The organism is Providencia sp. UF-224, from assembly GCF_058245955.1.
In genome coordinates, this window is record NZ_JBSICC010000019.1 from 64025 (window position 1) to 84734 (window position 20710).

Annotated in this window: 17 protein-coding genes; 13 read left to right on the top strand and 4 right to left on the bottom strand. The window is 42.8% G+C overall.

The genetic code is table 11. From position 1 onward, the window contains the following. The first annotated feature begins 7 nt into the window (after positions 1-7). Both AC4IFO_RS16510 and arnT read left to right on the top strand, forming a co-directional pair. On the top strand, positions 8-1282 hold the full coding sequence (locus AC4IFO_RS16510; protein ID WP_219245528.1) for a bifunctional O-acetylhomoserine aminocarboxypropyltransferase/cysteine synthase: 1275 nt from the start codon (positions 8-10) through the stop codon (positions 1280-1282). A gap of 390 nt (positions 1283-1672) precedes the next feature. Next, entirely contained in the window at positions 1673-3316 is a 1644-nt protein-coding gene (gene arnT / locus AC4IFO_RS16515; RefSeq protein ID WP_490735999.1) for a lipid IV(A) 4-amino-4-deoxy-L-arabinosyltransferase, read from the top strand. 59 nt (positions 3317-3375) lie between these two features. Here the strand turns inward: arnT and AC4IFO_RS16520 are convergent, their stop codons facing one another. Genes AC4IFO_RS16520 through AC4IFO_RS16535 form a run of 4 tightly spaced genes read right to left on the bottom strand, consistent with a single transcriptional unit; the run spans position 3376 to position 8213 of the window. Beyond that, entirely contained in the window at positions 3376-3552 is a 177-nt protein-coding gene (locus AC4IFO_RS16520; RefSeq protein ID WP_490736001.1) for a hypothetical protein, read from the bottom strand. After that, positions 3549-6653, bottom strand: coding sequence for a MexW/MexI family multidrug efflux RND transporter permease subunit (locus AC4IFO_RS16525; protein ID WP_490736003.1), 3105 nt, complete (start codon positions 6651-6653; stop codon positions 3549-3551). Before AC4IFO_RS16525 ends, AC4IFO_RS16520 begins: the two co-directional genes overlap by 4 nt. Before the next feature lie 9 nt (positions 6654-6662). Further along, the gene (locus AC4IFO_RS16530) at positions 6663-7772 is read right to left on the bottom strand and encodes an efflux RND transporter periplasmic adaptor subunit (RefSeq protein ID WP_490736005.1); all 1110 of its coding nucleotides are present in this window, start codon (positions 7770-7772) and stop codon (positions 6663-6665) included. Between the two features lie 12 nt (positions 7773-7784). Then, entirely contained in the window at positions 7785-8213 is a 429-nt protein-coding gene (locus AC4IFO_RS16535) for a DoxX family protein (RefSeq protein ID WP_490736007.1), read from the bottom strand. A 99-nt stretch (positions 8214-8312) separates the two neighbouring features. On the opposite strand from AC4IFO_RS16535, the gene soxR reads away from it, so the two are divergent. From soxR to AC4IFO_RS16590, 11 genes are all read left to right on the top strand, one after another. Beyond that, a complete protein-coding gene (soxR, locus tag AC4IFO_RS16540; RefSeq protein ID WP_255586269.1) occupies positions 8313-8810 on the top strand; it encodes a redox-sensitive transcriptional activator SoxR in 498 nt (165 codons plus the stop codon). Positions 8811-9046: 236 nt separating this feature from the next. Then, a complete protein-coding gene (locus tag AC4IFO_RS16545; protein ID WP_490736009.1) occupies positions 9047-9832 on the top strand; it encodes an SDR family oxidoreductase in 786 nt (261 codons plus the stop codon). Positions 9833-9864: 32 nt separating this feature from the next. Further along, the gene (locus tag AC4IFO_RS16550) at positions 9865-11109 is read left to right on the top strand and encodes a styrene monooxygenase/indole monooxygenase family protein (RefSeq protein ID WP_490736011.1); all 1245 of its coding nucleotides are present in this window, start codon (positions 9865-9867) and stop codon (positions 11107-11109) included. Positions 11110-11124: 15 nt separating this feature from the next. Beyond that, positions 11125-11667 (top strand): flavin reductase family protein, encoded by a 543-nt coding sequence (locus AC4IFO_RS16555; RefSeq protein ID WP_490736013.1) that lies wholly within the window; start codon positions 11125-11127, stop codon positions 11665-11667. Between the two features lie 10 nt (positions 11668-11677). Beyond that, positions 11678-12460, top strand: a complete 783-nt coding sequence (locus tag AC4IFO_RS16560; protein WP_490736014.1) for a cyclase family protein — start codon at positions 11678-11680, stop codon at positions 12458-12460. 3 nt (positions 12461-12463) lie between these two features. Further along, a complete protein-coding gene (locus AC4IFO_RS16565) occupies positions 12464-14068 on the top strand; it encodes a phytoene desaturase family protein (RefSeq protein ID WP_490736016.1) in 1605 nt (534 codons plus the stop codon). A gap of 81 nt (positions 14069-14149) precedes the next feature. Further along, positions 14150-15043, top strand: a complete 894-nt coding sequence (locus tag AC4IFO_RS16570) for a SphA family protein (protein WP_490736018.1) — start codon at positions 14150-14152, stop codon at positions 15041-15043. A gap of 529 nt (positions 15044-15572) precedes the next feature. Next, positions 15573-16199, top strand: coding sequence for a fimbrial protein (locus AC4IFO_RS16575; protein WP_490736020.1), 627 nt, complete (start codon positions 15573-15575; stop codon positions 16197-16199). 83 nt (positions 16200-16282) lie between these two features. After that, positions 16283-16978 (top strand): fimbrial biogenesis chaperone, encoded by a 696-nt coding sequence (locus AC4IFO_RS16580; protein WP_490736036.1) that lies wholly within the window; start codon positions 16283-16285, stop codon positions 16976-16978. Positions 16979-16996: 18 nt separating this feature from the next. Then, a complete protein-coding gene (locus tag AC4IFO_RS16585) occupies positions 16997-19477 on the top strand; it encodes a fimbria/pilus outer membrane usher protein (RefSeq protein WP_490736022.1) in 2481 nt (826 codons plus the stop codon). Further along, on the top strand, positions 19468-20463 hold the full coding sequence (locus AC4IFO_RS16590; protein WP_490736024.1) for a fimbrial protein: 996 nt from the start codon (positions 19468-19470) through the stop codon (positions 20461-20463). Before AC4IFO_RS16585 ends, AC4IFO_RS16590 begins: the two co-directional genes overlap by 10 nt. Positions 20464-20710: the final 247 nt, after the last annotated feature.

Sequence of the window (20710 nt, forward strand, 5' to 3'; positions counted from 1 at the left end):
ATAACAAATGAAATTAGAAACATTATCGATTCACGCTGGCTACTCTCCAGACCCAACAACGAAGTCTGTCGCCGTTCCGATTTACCAAACCACTTCGTATGCTTTTGATGACACGCAACATGGCGCTGACCTGTTCGATTTAAAAGTCGCGGGTAATATTTACACGCGAATTATGAACCCAACCAATGATGTGTTGGAAAAACGAGTTGCTGCATTGGAAGGCGGTGTCGCAGGTCTAGCGGTTGCCTCTGGTATGGCAGCGATTACTTACGCGATTCAAACCATTGCTCAAGCTGGGGATAACATTGTTTCTGTTGCAAAATTGTATGGTGGAACCTATAACTTGTTAGCTCACGCTTTGCCTCGCTTAGGCATCGAAACCCGTTTTGCTGAGCATGATGATTTAGCTGCGCTAGAAGCACTGATTGATGAAAAAACCCGTGCAGTTTTTTGTGAGTCTATTTCGAATCCTGCTGGGTTTATCGTTGATATTGCTGCGCTGGCGGAAGTTGCTCACCGCCATGGTGTACCGCTGATTGTGGACAATACCGTTGCGACACCATATTTATGCCGCCCTTTTGAACATGGTGCGGATATTGTTGTGCACTCATTGACTAAGTATATCGGTGGTCATGGCACATCGCTGGGCGGTATGGTCATCGACTCAGGGAAATTCCCATGGACGCAATACCCAAATCGTTTCTCGTTATTGATTGAGCCTGATGTGGCTTACCACGGCGTAAGCTATACCGAACACTTTGGCGCAGCGGCCTTTATTGCCCGTTGTCGTGTCGCACCGTTACGTGGAACGGGGGCGGCATTGTCACCATTTAATGCCTTCTTAATTTTACAAGGTTTAGAAACGTTAGCGTTAAGAATGGACAGACACACGGAAAATGCACTAAAAGTGGCAAACTTCCTTGAAAAACATCCACAAGTGGAATGGGTCAAATATGCAGGGCTACCAAGCAACCCTGAACACGCGTTAGCACAAAAATACATGAATGGTAAACCTGCCAGTATTATGTCGTTCGGTATTAAAGGTGGTCAGGAAGCGGGAGCACGCTTTATTGATGCGTTGCAACTGATTGTTCGACTAGTGAATATTGGTGATGCGAAGTCACTGGCTTGCCACCCTGCATCCACGACTCATCGTCAATTGAATGATGCAGAACTCGCACAAGCTGGGGTTTCACGAGATATGATCCGTTTATCGATAGGGATTGAGCATATCGACGATATCCTCGCAGACCTTGAGCAAGCGTTAATTGCTGCCAAATAATTGTTAGCTGCAACGAAGAAGAGCCAGTGATGGGTTATGCCATGACTGGTTTTTTTGTTTTGTAACGTAAATAAAAATGATTCTATTTTAATTTTAAATATTAAGAATTAATTAATTTTTAATATTTATAGTGTACCGTTATGGAATGAACTATTTTTTAAAAGACGAGTCTTAACATTCGATTCTTATCTCTTTTTTGTGATGAATAAAATAGAGTATTCATTTATTGATTGTTTATGAACAGCAATGTGAAAGTCGGGTAATTATTGGTTTGTTTATGCAGGGTTTAATTGTCGCAATGATAATAGCCTAACAGAAAATGGTGAGCGCTAGTTTGGCGCTAACAGCTTAAAAATATTAAATATTAATAACAAGAATGGTTGAGATGAGATGAATATGGCAAATAATAAAATTGCCTACCTTAAGTGGTGTCTGCTATTTGGATTTGTTGTTACAACCTATTTTTTACCGTTAAACGGGCGGCTATTATGGCAACCTGATGAACTCCGTTACGCTGAAATTAGTCGTGAATTAATCATCAGTTATAATTGGAGTGTGCCTGAACTACTGGATATTCGTTATTTCGAAAAACCAATTTTTGGTTATTGGGTTGGCGCATTTTTTCAAATGTTATTTGGTGAAAATAATGTGTCTGTCCGCCTTGGCGTTGTATTTAGTACATTAATCAGTGGGTTATTTGTTTACCTTAGTGCCAAAATGGCATGGAAGAACTCACGTATCGCGTTTAATGCCACGTTTATTTACCTCTCCATGCTAATGGTGTTTACCATTGGCACTTATAACATTCTTGACCCTATCGTTACCGCGTTTATTACCATGGTCATTTTCTTTTTCCAATGGGGGCTGACCACCAAGCGGTTTTCTCACCAACTCTTAGCATATATTTTGCTGGGGGTGGCCTGCGGTTTAGGGGTGTTGACGAAGGGGTTCTTAGTTTTAGTTTTACCTGTGTTAGTGTGCTCGATTGCCGGGGTTTACTTTAAAAAGTTTAAAGAAGTCTTTGTTTTTTCATTTGTTTCTATTTTTACAGCCTTTGTGGTTTGCTTGCCATGGGCATTTGTCATCGCCAGCCGAGAACCTGATTTTTGGCGCTATTTCTTCTGGGTTGAACATATTCAACGGTTTATGTCAGATAACGCCCAAAATAAATCACCGTTTTGGTTTTATATTCCTATCATGATGGCGGCAGTGCTGCCTTGGTTGGGCTATTTATTCGGTGCTTTACGCCAAGCATGGCAGCAAAAAGGGATGCATATCTATTTCCTATTATGGTTCCTTGCGCCGTTTGTCTTTTTTAGTATTACGAAAGGCAAGCTACTCACCTATATCTTGCCATGTATTGCACCCGTTGCGATTTTAATGGCAGCGTACATTGAAAAAATCTTAACGGAGAAAAAAACACTCGCCATCCGCGCAAATGCGGTGATCAATATGGTCGTTGGTGGGCTTGCTGCGGGTGTGATCATTGCCTCGCCTTATATCCCTAAATTTAATATTTACCAAGCCGATGAAAGTCATAAATTATGGCTGGCGGCAGGGGCATTTATTTTTTGGCTGGTGGTGGCGGTTATTTCCATGAAGCAACGGTTCTGGTATTTAGCCGCAGCATGTACAGTGGCCATTAGCTTAAGTGTGGGCCATGTGATCCCAAATTATGTTGCAAGCAATAATACCCCCCAGAAGTTGATCGCTAAGTATTACAATCAATTGGAAAACAAATCGGTATTATTAACCAATAATGTCGGATTAGGGACGGCCCTTGCTTGGGTATTAAAACGCAGTGATATTACGATGTTGTATCAAACGGGTGAACTGGGATATGGCCTTCAATATCCTGATGCTGCAAACCGTTTTTACGGTTTAGGCCAATTACCTGCACTACTGGAAAGCCATCAATACAAAAATGTTGCAGTGGTGGTGGAAGGTTCGAAAAATGAGTTGATCGATGCACTTCCCGGCAATCCGATAATTATCCGCGAGGGGAATTTGGTGCTGGCTTTCTATGAAGGGTAAAAGATAAAAAACCGCATAATTCATATTTGGATTATGCGGTTTGGTTTGAAAAGAGGGCGTTAACGAGGCGATTTAGTCGACATTATCTCATTATCTTCCGCGCAGCTCTTTCCTGTGTTAGCGGATAAACCATGGTAAATTAACAGCATTGCCATACTGTTACTCATTGCACTCATCTCTACAGCAGCACTGGCTGTCTGGCGATTATTCTGTGTGTTTATTACGGTATTTCTCATTGTGAAGTCTCCTGAGTTTCTTTAATCAGGCGATTGGCTTCAGCAAGCTCATAGCGCCTTGGGGTCAATGCTGTGGCACTGTGATTGCGTGCCAATAATGAATAAATAGTTGGTAAAACAAACAATGTGAATAGCGTCCCAACCAACATCCCAGTGACAATGACTAATCCGAGGCCAAAGCGGCTATTTGCGCCAGCCCCCGTGGCGAATAATAACGGTACCAAGCCAATCACCATCGCCGCTGTCGTCATTAAAATTGGGCGTAAACGAATTTGCGCTGCTTTTAAAATAGCATGTCGTCGGTCTAACCCTTCATTTGCCTGCAATTCATTGGCAAATTCCACCATCAATATTCCATGCTTACTGATTAAACCTATCAAGGTCACAAGACCGATTTGGGTATAAATATTCAAGGTTGCGTAACCCAAGGCGAGTGGGATTAGCGCACCGCAAATCGATAATGGGACGGTGATAAGAATGATCAGCGGGTCGACCAAGCTTTCATATTGCGCGGCGAGGACTAAATAAATAATGATGAGCGCCGCCATAAAGGCAAAGGCGAGGGTGTTACCTTCTTGTTTATATTGGCGCGAATCGGATTGCCAGTCATGGCTAAAGCCCGCTGGAAGTTCATTGGCAATTTCATCAAGGTAAGCGACAGCCTGTCCCAATGTTACGCCAGGAGCCGGAATAGCTTGGAAAATTGCCGCATTTTGTTGGTTAAATTGCGTCAGTTTGTTCGGTTCAACCTGCGTATGGATATCTACGACCGTAGACAGCGGGATCATCGTGCCTGTTTCGGCTTTCACATAGTGGCGAGAAAGCGCTTCAGGTGTCAGCCTTTGACTTCGCATACTTTGTGGGATCACATCGTAAGAACGGCCATCCATCCCAAAGCGGTTAATATAGTTTTCGCCCACTAATAAGGTCAGGGATTCACCAATATCTTGCATGCGAATGCCTAAACTATTGGCTTTAGAGCGGTTAATTCGCACTTCAACCACTGGGTTGTTATAGTCTAGGTCACTGTCCACGACCATAAATAAGCCGCTTTCCCGTGCTTGTTGTTTGATTTCCTCCATGGTTTTATACAGCACGGAGTAATCTTGCGGGCTTCTTAGCACCATCTGAATCGGTAACCCCCCAGTGGAACCGGGTAATGCAGGTAATTGGAAAACAAAAATGCTGTTTCCTTCGACATCGCCAACGCGCCCCTGTAAATCCGCTTGAATGGCAGAAGCAGGTCTGTCTCGTTCTTCCCAAGAGGATAAATTGGTTCCCCCAAAGCTGGCGGAAGGGCCATCAGTGCCGTTAATAATCCACGTACTTTCGGTTTCAGGGAGTTCCATGAAAACATCGTGCAATTTACGAGAAAACCGTTCGACATATTCAAGATTGGCATGTTGTGGGGACTTAATCGCGGTTAATACACTCGATTGGTCTTCAACAGGGGCTAATTCGCGCGGGGCGGATTGGTAAAGCATCGGTAAACTGATGAATACCGCCACGGCAATCACACCTGTTATCCAACGGTTTTTTAACGAAAAGTTCAATAAACGGGTGTAATAGTGTGCCAGTGTAGTGAAGAACTTTTCCGCCATTCGTGCCATGCGGCCTTCATTTTGTTTTGAGTTCAGCATAAAAGAGCTCATGACCGGGGAAAGGGTCAATGCCACGATACCAGACACAATCACCGCACCTGCAAGGGTTAGGGCGAACTCTTTAAACAATGCCCCTGTTAGGCCAGACATCAAACCAATTGGCGCATAAACGGCGGCTAAGGTAATGGTCATGGCAATAACGGGCCCTGCCACTTCTCGGGCACCAATTAAGGCGGCCAATACAGGGGATTTACCTTCTTCGATATGGCGATGGACGTTCTCCACCACTACGATAGCATCATCGACCACTAATCCAATCGCCAAGACCATGGCTAACAAGGTTAACAAGTTGATACTAAAGCCAAAAGCCATCATCAGAGCCGCGGCACCTAACATGGATAATGGGATCGCTAGGATAGGAATAATGACGCTGCGAATCGATCCTAAACACAGGTAAATCACGGCAATAACAATCAGCAAAGCTTCGACTAACGTATTGATAACTTGGTCAATAGAGGCCTTAATAAACCGTGAAGTTTCAAAGGCCATCTCCACTTTCACACCCGGCGGTAGCGTTTTATCAATATCTGGCATTAATTTATTCATGCCATCAACAATGACCAGTGGGTTACCCGTTGGCGTTGCAAACAAGCCAAGGTAAATCGCGGGCTCACCATTCATTAAACCGCTGGTTTCTGTCGAGGCAGCTCCTAGCTCAATGGTTCCCACATCTTTTAAACGAACTAGCCCATTGCCATCGTTGCGGATCACCAAATCGCGGAACTCATCCACATTGGTTAAGTCGGTATTCACATAGACGTTAGAAATGACATACTCACCTTTGACTTTACCCGGTGCGGCTTGGTAGTTATTTTGGCGCACGGCTTGTGCCACATCGGCCGCTGAAAGCCCGCGCCCTGCCAGTTTGTCAGCATCAAGCCACAAGCGCATAGCAAGTTGCTGCCCACCGAATACTTGCACTTTCGCGACGCCTTCGATGGAGGAATACATCGGCTCAACCACGCGAGAAATATAGTCGGTCAACGCAGGGATGGATAAATCGGTACTTGAAAACCCGATATAGGCAACCGCCGTTGATTCCCCAGAAGATAACTCAATGACAGGATCGTACGCTTCTTTCGGCAACTTGTAGCGCACTTGGTTAACTTTCGCCATCACTTGCGTAAGGGCTTGGGTTGAATCACGGTTTAATTCCATACGCACGGTGACAAGGCTGCTGCCCTGCACAGATGACGACGACAGATAATCGACGCCTTCAACCGATGAAACCGCTTGGGCGATAGGCTGGGTAACAAATCCCTGCATTAATTTTGCTGATGCGCCGGGGTATTGCGTGGTGATGGTCACCGTGGCACTTTCGAGCTGTGGGTATTGGCGAATGGGTAATTTGCTCAAGGCAAATAAACCAATCAACACAATTAACGCACTGACCACTAAGGCTAAAACAGGGCGGCGTACAAAAACATCCGTAAATTTCATATCGCCTCCTTATGAACCTTGCTCAGTTTGTGCTGCGGGTTCAGACAACGTATCTTGCGCAACGGGCGTCACCGCAGATCCATTATTGAGGCGCAATTGGCCTGATGTGACCACTTTATCGTTAGCGCTTAACCCATGTTCAATTTCAATTTTGCCATCCCAACGTTGGCCTGTTTTGACGGAAACACGCTTGACGGTCATGGCATCGCCTTCGCCTTCTGTAATAAAGACCGTGTCCCCGTAAGCGGTGTAAGTGACCGCCGTTTCTGGGATAGTGAGCACTTCATTACTGGCTTGGCGAACCACATTCACGTTGGCGTACATACCGGCTTTGAGGGTGCCATCGCTATTTTCTAATGTTGCTTGCAGCGCAACGGTGCGAGACTTACCAATGAGCGGGTCAATAGCGGTGATGCGAGCAGGGAAGGTTTTGTTTGGATAGGCATCCACCGTAACATCAACCACTTGCCCTTGATGTAACTCCGGGGACGCTTGCTCATCTAACGAAAAATTCAGTTTTAACGTTTTGGTATCGACCAGACTTGCGATGGTTTCACCGGGGGTTAAATACTGCCCTTCATGTACTTGGCGAATACCAATTGTGCCATCAAAAGGCGCACGAATGGTTTTTTGCGCAATGAGTGCTTGAGTTTGGCGAATGAGTCCTTGGGCAATATCGCGTTCTGCGCGAGTACTATCGACTTGCGCTTCCGCCACTAAATGCTGTGCAGATAACGAGCTTGTTCTTTGATATAAGCGTGCTGCATTGCGCATCTGCGCTTGGTAGCGAGATAAATCGGCTTGCTCCACCGCATCGTTAAGTTGGACTAAAACTTGGCCTTTTTTAACCTGTTGGCCAGATTCAAAGGCGATATTGGTAATACGGCCATTCGTTTCTGCTGCTACTTGCACTTGGCTACCTGCTTCGAGTTCCCCGACACCATAAAACGTCCGTGGCGCAGTATCTAAACTGACTGGAGCGAGAGCAACTTTGGTTGGTGGATATTGATAAGCGGCTTTTTCACCTTCATCGTTTTGTGCATACGTCGAATAAATGGCGCTACCGCCCCCTGCTGCGATCAAAATAGTACACAGTGTGATTATTGTTTTTTTACTCATTTAATTTTCCTTCTATTTCTGCGTTTTCAGCGCGAAATAAAGACGGCGAAAATGCCCTGCAATTGCCACCGCCATTAACCCACCAATGACGGCAATATGTTCAATAGCCCAAAACATGGCGATTTGCGCTTGTTCTCCCGTGTAACTCCAAAAAGTGTGCACAATCACAATAGTGAGGAACAAAAAGACGGCAAGTGCTCCTGTTGCAAGCCATAACAAGCGGTTAAGTAACACGAGAACCGAACCAATTAGCATCACGGCGGCAGAGGCAATATTGAAGAACCAATCTGGATGCAGGCCAGCTGCACGCATTTCAGCGAGACTATTTTCATAGTTAAGTACTTTGGCTAACCCAGATGAAATAAATAAAACCAAGATTAGTAAGCGAGCAACAAACCATAAGCTATTGCTTTCTAACATTTTGGCGATCACCAATGGCATGAACCTATCCCCTTTCAAAAAATAACGTCAATTGACAAAGACACAGGGTCGCACTATAAAACCTTAAGTTAAGTTGAGGTCAAGAGAAGGTAAGCAAAAATGGCAGATAAAGACACAAAAGCGATAAAACCCCACAAAAATGGGGAAATAAATATTGATCCTACAAGGGCATTAACGGTTGGTGAGGTTGCAAAACGAGCAGGTGTAGCGGTTTCAACTGTACATTTTTATGAGTCAAAAGGGCTCATTCAAAGTACCCGTACACACGGTAATCAGCGACGGTTTCCCACAGTTGTTTTGCGTTATATTGCCATTATTAAGGTCGCGCAAAGTACAGGTATTCCATTACAAGAAATCCAAGAGGCATTAGGGCGCTTCCCCGCAAATAGTGCGCTAACATCGGAACAGTGGAAAGAGATGTCCACCCAATGGCGTGTTTCGTTAGATAAACGAATTCGGCAGCTCACGCGTTTACGTAATGAATTGGATAACTGTATTGGTTGCGGCTGCTTATCGTTAAGTGATTGCCCGTTACGTAACCCTGATGACGTATTAGGGAAAAAAGGCCCGGGCGCCCGAATTTTAGAGCGACCTTAAATAACCATAAAATCCTGTCCTGTCATTAATCACACTTTTCATTTTTTGGATAGCTGCTGCGAAAAGCGGCTATTTCCCTTCATATATCATCGCTTTGTTGACTAAATTGCCGCACTGGGTGGATATTTTTTGCGCCTAGCGGCTACAGCTTTTCGCTCATTCTGCGTAATTATCAGTCATGTTAATTTTTTGTGAATTCATTGTAATAAAATGAGAGCGAAAAGAGGGCGTCAAAGATGAAAGGTTTGAATAACAAAATTGCAATTGTGACTGGGGGCGCGACCAAAATTGGCGCAACAGTGGCAAAAGTGCTGAGTAGTTATGGTGTTAAAGTCACTATTTTTGATATTGACGCCGCCAATGGTGAAAAAGTCGCACAAAGTGAGCCACACATTGATTTCTTACCTGTGGATATCACTGACGACCAACAACTTAAACAGGGCATTGACCGCGTTGCGCAAAAGTATGGGCAACTCGATTTTTTGGTTAATCTGGCCGCAACTTACCTTGACGAAGGCCAGTCATCCTCACGACAAGACTGGTTAACTGCGTTAAATATCAACGTGGTGAGTGCGGTTATGGCTGCGCAATTTGCTAAAACGCATTTTGTGAAAGCGGGTAAAGGCGCCATCGTCAACTTTACCAGTATTTCGTCTTCTGTTGCTCAAACAGGCCGCTGGCTCTACCCCGCATCGAAAGCCACCATATTGGAGGTCACTCGCAGTCAAGCGATGGATTATGCCGAAGACGGCATTCGTGTGAATTCTGTTTCCCCCGGCTGGACATGGTCCCGTGTGATGGATGAAATCACCGGTGGCGACCGCCAAAAAACAGACCGTGTTGCCGCGGATTACCACTTACTTAAACGCGTGGGCGACCCTGAAGAGGTGGCTCAAGTTGTTGCGTTCCTACTTTCTGATCTGGCGAGTTTTGTGACTGGCGCAGATTACTCTGTCGATGGCGGTTACTCCGCTATGGGGCCTGAACAGGCTAAACCTGCAATTCCCCGTCTTGCACAATAAGACACCATTTAAACTTTGCTGAGGAAAATACTATGCGTCGTATTGCTATCGTAGGTGGTGGTCAAGCGGGTATGCCGTTGGCCTTAGGCCTGTTAGATAAAGGTTATGAAGTGACGGTTGCCACAAATCGCACGCCGGATGATGTTAAAAATGGTCGCGTGATGTCGAGCCAATGCATGTTTGATATTTCGCTGCAATTTGAGCGTGATTTAGGGATTAACTTTTGGGAAGACAAATGCCCACCTGTTGAAGGGATTGGTTTTACCGTTCCTCATCCTGAAAAAGCGGGTGAAAAAGCGATTTCTTGGCGCTCGCGCTTAGATAACTACGCACAAGCCGTCGATCAGCGTATCAAAATGCCGTATTGGATGGAGCTGTTTTCAGCACGTGGCGGCAATTTACGTATTGAAGATGTTGGCGTTGCTGAGCTGGAGCGTTTGGCTGAAACCCATGACCTTGTTGTGCTGGCAGGGGGGAAAGGGGAAATTGTTAAGCTGCTTGAGCGCGATGAAACTCGTTCGCCATATGATAAACCTCAACGTGCTTTGGCACTGACGTATGTGCACGGCATGTTACCGACACCTGAATACTCCCAAGTGTCGTTTAACTTGATCCCCGGTGTTGGTGAATACTTTGTGTTTCCATCCTTAACCAACAGTGGTGATTGCCACATTATGGTTTTCGAGGGTATTCCGGGTGGTCCAATGGATCAGTGGGGTGAGGCTCGTACTCCACAAGAACACTTGGCGTACAGTAAAAAAATCCTCAACACCTATCTACCTTGGGAAGCGGATCGCTGTCGTAATATCGAATTAACGGATGATAACGGCATTTTAGCTGGGCGCTTTGCACCAACGGTGCGCAAGCCGGTATTAACCCTGCCATCGGGCAAAATTGTGTTTGGTTTAGGGGATGCGTTAGTGACGAACGACCCATTAACAGGGCAAGGTTCGAATAACGCGACCAAGGCTTGCAAAGTCTACTATGACGCAATTCTCGCCCACGGTGATAAACCCTATACCGCACAGTGGATGAACGACACTTTCGAACAGTTCTGGAAGTATGGTCGCCATGTTGTGGAATGGACAAACTCATTATTAGCGCCACCAGAGCCACATATTCTGCATCTGTTAGGTGCAGCCCAGCAATTGCCATCCCTCGCACACACCATCGCGAATGCCTTTAACTACCCGCCAGTACTGTTCCCATGGTGGAAAGATGGTGCGGCATGTGAGGCCTACATTCAATCACAAATGATGGAAGAAGCCCGCGCTTAACGGGGAGGATTGACTATGTCTATGATTGCAGAGGATACATTCATGTGCGAAAGGGAATGGGGTCATACCGAATTTGAATCTAAAACCTTGCGCAACTTGCTCGGGTGCTACCCAACAGGGGTCGCAATCGTGACAACACGCACCGCAGATGGCCGTGATGTGGGGTTAACCATTAACTCGTTTGCGTCGTTATCACTCGACCCACCATTGGTTTTATGGAGTTTAGTGAATCATTCACCAAACTTAGCGGTATTTCGTGATTGCGCCCATTTCACCATCAATATCTTAGGACACGGGCACCAAGAACTTGCTATGCGCTTTGCGAATCCACGCATAGAAAACAAGTTTGAAGATGTGGCTATTCATTTAACCCCTGAAGGCATACCTGCATTGCACGGCGCTATTGCTACATTGGTTTGTGAAAATCATAAGCAGGACACCATCGGCGACCACTTATTGATGGTGGGGCATGTGCGTCGTATCGGTAGTGAAACAGGGAAACCTCTAGTATTCCATGGCGGTGGCTTTACCGCTTTACATGAATCGCCGTTGGCGTAGGAGAAACACCATGAATCAGCAAGCATTGATGACATTCGCGAAAGAATTACAGCAAGGCAATATTCAGGTTGTCGATCTAACACAAACCTTATCGCCATCATTCCCTGCGCTGCAATTACCTGAGCAGTTTGGGCAGGTGTGGTCGTTCAGTATGGAGCAAATCTCCCGTTACGATGATAACGGCCCAGCTTGGTATTGGAATAACTTTAGTTGCGGTGAACATACCGGTACGCACTTTGATGCCCCTATTCATTGGATCAGTGGTAAAGACCAAGCGAATAACACGGTTGATACCATTCCTGTTGAAAACTTTGTTGCCGCAGCCGTGGTCGTTGATGCGAGCAAAGAAGTAGCGCAAAACTCTGACTGGGTGCTAACGGTCGAGTTTTTGCAAAAATGGGAAGAAAAGCACGGCAAAATACCTAAAGCGGCTTGGGTACTTTTTAGAACGGATTGGTCGAAAAAAGCAGATGATCCAGCAGCTTATGTGAGCATGCGTGAAGATGGTGCCCACACGCCGGGGCCGTCTCAAGAAGCTGTCGAATGGCTTATTCATGAGCGTGATGTGAAAGGGTTTGGTGTTGAAACCATTAATACGGATGCAGGGCAATCTTACAGCTGGCCTGTGCCTTACCCATGCCACACTTTAATGCATGGTAATAATAAATATGGCCTACAGTGCTTGAAAAATCTCGATAAATTACCGCCTACAGGTGTGGTAATTGTTGCGGCTCCGCTGAAAATTGAAGGTGGGTCAGGCAGCCCATTACGCGTCTTGGCACTAGTGGGGTGAGGTATGGCAACACTTTCTAACCCACAAGTGATCGTCGTTGGTAGCGGGATGAATTCCTTGATGTGCGCGGCTTTGCTGGCAGTGCGCGGAAAATCGGTGTTGGTGTTAGAACGAAATGACTGCTTAGGCGGTTGTATTCGGACTGAAAATTTATTTGAAGGGTATACCCATGATCTGCTTTCTTGCTGGTATTCACTGTTTGTTGGCAGCCCCGGCTATCAAGAACTCGAACCGCACTTGAAAAAGTATGGATTAGAGTTTGCCCAATGCGACTATTCAACAGGGCTAGTCCAACCCGATGGGCAGTCTATTGCGCTGAAGCGGGATGTTGCTGAGGCCGCGAAACAGCTCGATCTCATTGCGCCTGGTGATGGGGTAGCATTTCGTAAAATGGCAGACAAATTATTCACCCAAGATGCGGCGCTCACATTTGGTTTATTAGGGCAAAACCCTTATAGCGGCGGTATGTTAAAGCTGCTGTTTTCCGAATGGCGTAAACGCGGTGTCGATGGGTTATTGGATTTTGCTAAATCAGGTGTGGAAAGCTTTCGCCGCTGGTCCGAACGCGAATTGCAGCATGATTTTAGCCGCGCGTTGATGGCGCCATGGGTACTTCACACCGGGTTAGGGCCTGATGAAGCGAGTTCGGCGCTAATTGGTAAATTAACCTTCGCTGCCGTTGTTGCTGGTGGGATGCCTGTCGTGAAAGGTGGCAGTTATCGCATCGTTGAGGCTTTTGCGAAAGTGATTGAAGCTCATGGTGGTGAGCTCAAAACGGGGATGCACGTCGAAAAAGTGGTGACGCAAGGTGAGGGGAAAAATAGCCGTGCGATGGGTGTTATCGTCAATGGACAAATGATCCAAGCTACAGAAAGTGTGGTGTGTAACGTCACCCCAACGCAACTGTATGGCTCATTACTTGATAATGTCTCACCTCAAGTGATGGAAAAGGCGAAAGGTTACCGCTATGGCCGCGCAGGGATGCAAATTCACTTTGCATTAAGTGCACCGCCTCCTTGGTGCAACCCTGAATTATTAAATGTTCCACTCGTTCATTTTACGGAAAGCATGGAACAGGTTTGTTTATCCGTAACTCAAGCGAACAATGGCTATCTACCTGAAAAACCAACATTTGGGATTGGGCAACCGACTGCATTAGATCCCAGCCGTGCCCCTGATGGTGGGTGGATCTTATGGATCCAAATGCAAGAATTGCCAAGGCGCTTAAAAGGGGATTCAGCAGGGGAAATTACTATCCCCGATGATGGGCGGTGGAATGAGGAAGTGCGTGAAGGGGTTGCAGATAGAATTCAGCAACGTTTAGAACAGGTTATGCCTGGTTTTTCTTCGCTGATCGTGGGGCGTAAAGCTATTTCGCCAGCGGATCTGGAAAACTATAACTGTAATCTTGTTGGTGGCGATCCTTACTCAGGAACGTGTTCACCGGATCAATTCTTCTGGCTACGGCCTTTTGCGGCATCAGGCCAAACAAAAACACATCAAACAGCGGTTAAAAACCTTTTTCATATTGGCGCATCAACACATCCGGGTCCCGGTCTTGGCGGGGGTTCTGGTTACCTTGTTGCGCAAAAACTGACGAAAAAATAGGACAAAAATAAAACGCAAGGGAACTGCGAGATAACAGGCAAAGCACACACAGTAAGACAACCCACTATGGCAGGAAACATGATGAATAAAAAAACAATCAGTAAGCTTGTTGCAGGTTCGTGTCTCAGCGTACTTTCGTTTGGCGCCCTTGCGACGGAAGGGGGCGGGTTGGGTATCTATCCCGATGGGCTTGAAAACTTTATGTCGGGTGCATTACCCCCGCCCGGTGTACATGTGCTGATGTATGGTGGGAATGCGCACTATGACAGCGTTCGTGATAATAAAGGGGATAAAATCCCAATTCCTGGATTTAGCGTGAATGTGAATGTATTGGCGCCCCGCTTAATTTGGGTAACAGATCAAAAAATATTGGGCGGCGATTTAGCTTTCCATACCATCGTGCCGTTATTGGATGTGACCGCAAAAGCCGCGGGCAAAAAAGACACTAGCCGTGGATTAGGCGATGTGACATTCGGGCCTGCTTTGGGTTTCCACCCTTCTGCGGATTTACATTATGTGGTGGGTTTAGATGCCTATGCACCGACAGGGAAATACAGTAAAACAGACCCTTCTAGTCTAGGTAAAAACTATTGGGCATTACAACCGGTATGGGCGATTAGCTATATCCCCCCTGTTGGCGTGAATGCTGATTTAAAAATGATGTATGATTTTAACTTTCGCAATAACGATACCAAAACTCGTTCAGGGCAAGCTTTCCACGCTGATTATGGTTTAGGTTGGGGGTTCGGCAATGGCTGGGTAGCAGGGATTGGTGGTTACGCATTTTGGCAAACAACGGATGATAGCGGCCCTAATTCTGCCCAAGGAAAAGCCCGCGCTTATTCCATCGGCCCTTCAATTCGCTATGCAAATCCACAAGGTTGGTTATTTACCGCTAAATGGGAAAAAGACTTTGAAGTGAGAAACCGTCCAGAAGGTTCACAAATTTATTTAAAAGCATCGATTCCTTTCTAGTTATATTATTATTTTTTTTGCTTATACGCCATATATGATTAAGTCTTATATGGCGTTTTTTTATAGTTAATTATACGTGGTTCTATAATTGTTTAAATTTTAAAATTAACATTTTATAGTGGAATCACGTATATATTAAATCAAAAGAAATGGTATGCATTTCATTTCAAAAATATATATATTCAAGGGGGTTTACTTATTTCTTGTTAATATCAATCTTTATTAGTTTGAATAATTAAGTTTTTATAACTTATTGTTTAATATGTTTTTTGTTTGATTAATTAATTGATTCGTTAAATAAATAAAATAAAAAATTTTATTTATTTATAAGTTGTGTATTATTATAAAAGTCATCCAGACATTAACTGTTTAAATCTGGTTGTTTATTGCGGTATTAAAATAAATATTAGTTTTCAAAGTATTAAAATAGAAACATTTGCTAACAGATTATGACAATTAAATGGATTTTAAAACCCCAGTTAATTAATAAGTCAGCATCCGTTTTATAATTTAATTAAAGGAATTAACCATGAAAAAACTATTATTAACCGTATTTATTACTACTGGTTGCTTATCTATTAATTCATTTGCAGCAACAGATAAAGTCGCGGGTGGGCAAGTTAACTTTTACGGAAAAGTGACTGATATTTCTTGCACGGTATCAGTAGATGGACAAGGAAGTAATGCTAGCGTGTATTTAGCGCCAGTTTCAATTAAAGAAGTTAAAGCCGCCGCGGCACATACTTATTTAAAACCAAAGTCATTTGTTATTGATGTCACCAATTGTGTACAAACTGCCACATCAACACGTGCGGATGTAGATGTGAATTTAAAAATGGACAGAATTGGCGTTTATTGGGATGGTGGTAACATCTTACAAAGCCCCCCTGCTGGTGCTGAAGGGTACTTAGCCAATACAGAATCAACAGGCGCTAAAAATATCCAACTGGTACTTGCAACCAAAGGTGGAACTACCTTAACGGGGACCAAAATTATACCCGGTGATCCTAGCCAAGCAAAAGTCGCGAGTGATTTAGCCTCAATTAAAGATGGTGCTCGTTTTACTTATTTCATTGGTTATGCCGCGCCAGTGCCTGCAACGGTAACAACAGGTTTAGTTAATAGCTATGCGACCTATGAAATAACCTATAACTAATTTTTTATAGGTTTATTTGTTATCTCAAGCGGTAGTTAAAACTACCGCTTATAAGAGGGGAACAAATGAAATTATTGAACGTATTGAAAGTATTGAGCTTATTCATAGGTTTTATTAGCCAGTTTGTTTTTGCGGACAATATTATTGTTAATGGGACGCGTTTTATTTACGCTGAAAATGACAAGGAAATTACCATTCAATTAAACAATACAGCAAATCGCCCCGCGGTTGCACAAATATGGCTTGATGAAGGTAATTCAAAGGCACTTCCTGAAACAATCAAAACACCATTTCAAATTATGCCACCTATTTCTAAGTTATCAGCCGGTGGTGGTCAAACAATACGTATTAAGTTGATTGATAAATCACAATTATCCACAGATAAAGAAACATTATATTGGCTAAATTTATTAGATATTCCTCCTATTACTAAATCAGAGAAAAATGCCGATCAAAATATGTTGCAGCTTGCAATTCGTTCTCGCTTTAAATTTATGTATCGCCCTAATAAATTAGGAAGCCGAGAGTTAGCTCCTGAAAATTTGCAAGTATCAGGGGGGAATGGAACTCTTCAAATCAAAAATCCAACACCATTTTTTATTACCGTAACAACGGTCAATACAGATAGTAGTACATTAAATTTAGAAGGATTTATGTTGTCTCCAAATGAGACGAAAACAATAAAAATTCGAGGGGTAGTGAGTGTTGGAGAAAGCCTAACGATAAATAACATTAATGATTATGGCGCAGAGGTTCCAGCAAAAATAAAAGTGCACTAATTAGGTACAGGGATGAACATGCGAGATAAAAAAAAGAAAACTATTTTTTTCACATTATCAATGATACCAACTTTTTTCTGGGGAAATCATGTTCAAGCGGAAGAACAAGACGTAGATGAAATTTATGAATTTAATAGCGGGTTTATTGTTGGTGGTGAAAACAACATTGATTTAACACATTTTAATGAAAATGAGTTAAGAGAAGGTACTTACTCCATTGATATTTATGTAAATAAAAATTGGAAAGGTCGTCATGAAATACAATTACGTCGTAAGGGTAATGATGGCATGGGAGCCTGTTATAACAATAAATTGCTAATGAGTCTCGCAATAGATACAAATGCACTAAATAATACCTTAAGCCAAAGTGAACATTGCAACTCGCTGAAGGAATGGAACTCAGATAGCAATATCAAAGAAACCTTTGAACCAACCAGCCTCCGATTAGACCTAACATTTCCTCAAATTTATATCATTCAATCTCACGCAAGTTATGTTCCCCCTGAATTTTGGGATACAGGAATTCCTGCATTAAATACATCTTACCAAGCTAATTTCTATAGTAATAACCTTTCTAGCTCATCAGTAGATCATTATTCCATGTTCTATATGGGTGTGAATTCAGGTTTTTCATACAAAGGTTGGCAACTAAAACATATTGGCAATGCAACGTGGCAAGAGGGAGATAGTTTTAAGTGGGATAGTAATCAAACCTACCTACAAGCCCCCCTTGTCCCGATTAAATCGACAATGACATTAGGGCAATTTTATACACAGGGTAATATATTTGATAGCGTGAGTTTACGGGGTGTAAAGATTGCAACGGATGACAGTATGTATCTCGATGGTGTGGCAAATTATATCCCTGAGATACGTGGTATTGCACAAAGTAATGCATTAGTGACAGTACGACAAAATAACACAGTTATTTACCAAACCTCTGTTCCACCTGGGCCCTTTAATTTACAAGATGTGAATCCTTCAGGTTATGGAAATGACTTAGAGGTAACGATCAAGGAAGCTGATGGAAGTGAAAATTCATTTTCTGTACCTTATTCATCGTTAACTCAATTGTTAAGGCCCAAATTTACACGCTACCAAGTTTCTGCTGGAAAATTAGATCAAAATGCTTATCGTCATCGCCCCTATATTATTCAAGGGACATTGCAACATGGCTACAATAATTATTTTACATTTTACACTGGGATCAATGCTTATGATGACTACCAAGCGTATATGCTGGGCACAGGGATTAATACAAAAATTGGCGCTTTGGCTTACGATGTTACTAGTGCAAAAACCAAAACAGAAAATAGCGATAAAAATGGCTTCAAACATCAATTAACACTTAACAAATTATTTTCAGAGACAAAAACAAATTTTATTGTCAGTGGAAATATCAACTCGAGTGAGTCTTACTATGATTTGAATGAGTCACTCTATTTAATTGATAATGAAAAAAATCATACAAATAATCGCCTAAGGCATGAAAAGAAAAGCATAAATTATACCGTTAACCAAGAGTTGCCTGACCAATATGGCGGTTTTTATTTTACGGGGCGAATGTCGTATTATTGGGACGATAGCCGTTCGGAAAAACAGTATCAGTTTAATTATTATAATCGTTTTGACCGGTTATCTTACTCTGTCGCTTTTATGCGGCTTTATTCTGATAATAATCATAATAAAAAAGACGATAGAATCAGTATTAATCTCAGTTATCCATTATATTTTGGTGATAATCGCCAGATATCCTTGACGTCAAATACCATTTTTAACAACTCCACATTTGAGGCAACGCAGCTTGGTATTAATGGGGCTTTTGATGAGGAAAATAATTGGGTCTATGGAATTAACTCATCATTTTCAAATAACAGCAATAATAATGTTGCTCTCAATACGGCCTACCGAACGTCTTATTCTTCTCTAAATGCGAATTATAGTCATGGAAAACGCTATCGTCAGTACGGGATGGGGGCAAATGGTTCGATGGTTATTCATTCTGAAGGAATAACTTTTTCACCAAATACATCTCAAACGATGGCACTTATTGAAGCTAAAGATGCTCAAGGTGCAGCCATTGTGGGATCCCCTGGAACATATATTGATGGGAATGGTTATGCTTTAGCCTCATATATGCGGCCATACCGTGTTAATACCATTGAATTGGATCCTAAAGGGAGCTCTGAAGATATTGTCTTCACAAACACCCTTAAAAATATTGTGCCCTATGAAGGCAGTATCGTAAAAGTCAGCTTTGATACCAAAATGGAAAAAACAAATGTAATTGAAATAAAAAGAAACAATGGTAGGCCTTTACCTTTTGGTGCCGATATTAAAAATATTCACGGAGAGTCAATTGGCAGCGTAGGGCAAGGAAGTAATGTCTTTATTACTGGGGAATATGAAGGTAAAGCCACAGTAATTTGGCATGAAGGTGAATGTTCATTTTTTATCAATAAGCAGAGTGAATTGAATAGGGGTATGATATGCGAATAATATATTTATATTATTTTTCTGCTGTTTTTGCCGTCAGCGCGCCAGTATTAGCCGATTGTACTCGTTCTTCAGTTCCTCCCGTTGATATTAATATGGAATTGGGGCGTGTCGTCGTGAGTCCTGATCTTCCTGTTGGGACAATCATACGTGAAAGAACATGGAGTATGGATACAGCAACAGTACCTTGGGGGGAATGCACTGGTGGCACAATTTTAGATGCTAACATTGTGGTAAACAAGCCGATGTCAGGGGACAATATTATTGAAACAAATGTTCCGGGAATCGGTCTTAGGTTTAGGCGTGATGCTGATGGCGGTAATATCAAAATTACGTATCCGGGGCACTATACTGTACCGGGCAATGGACTTAAAAATGTTGTTTTAGCAGGTTCAACATTTACGATCCAAGTGATAAAAACAGCTGAAATCACAGGTTCGGGCTCCATTCATCAAGGTGAATATACCCGATATGGATATTTACCTGATTCTATATCACCAGCATTAATTACTCGATTAACAGCGGATGCAATTACGATAATTTCTCCTTCATGTAAGATTACCTCAGGTGTAAATCAAAACGTGATAATGCGTTCAGTGAAAAAAAGTGAATTTTCAGGTATCGGTTCTGTTGCGGGTTCAACGCCATTTTCGATTAATATGTTATGCAGTGGCGGTGTGAATATCGCGAATACATCGAATGTTTATATGTCTTTCAATGGCGAGCTTGCTGCTGATACAGTGAAAAACCAAGGTGTATTGAAAAATAGCTCGTCAGAACTCCAAGCTGCGGATGGTGTTGGTGTACAAGTTTTAACTGAAGAAGATAAACCATTAGAATGGGACAAAGAATATTTGGTTGGTAGCGTTGGAATTCAACAAGAAAAAACAATTAATCTTAATTACATAGCAAAATATTACCAATATAAAAAAGAAATATCTCCAGGGAAAATTCAAGCAAAAATGATATTTAATATATCTTACGATTAGTAAATTCCCCTATAAAAACTCATTGGCAAAGATGCCACTAAAATAATTATTTTTTAGTGGCTTTTTTATTTGTTTAGAATTTTAAACAAATTACTTATATTGAATATATATGTTTTTAATATGAAAAGGGTTTTTATTTTAAACTAAATGGTGTTTTTTATTTTCTCTTACCTATTTAGAAGTAAGCTAAGTTGACTAAATGTAATTGTTTATTAAAAACTGTATTGACATATTAATTTAACTTAGT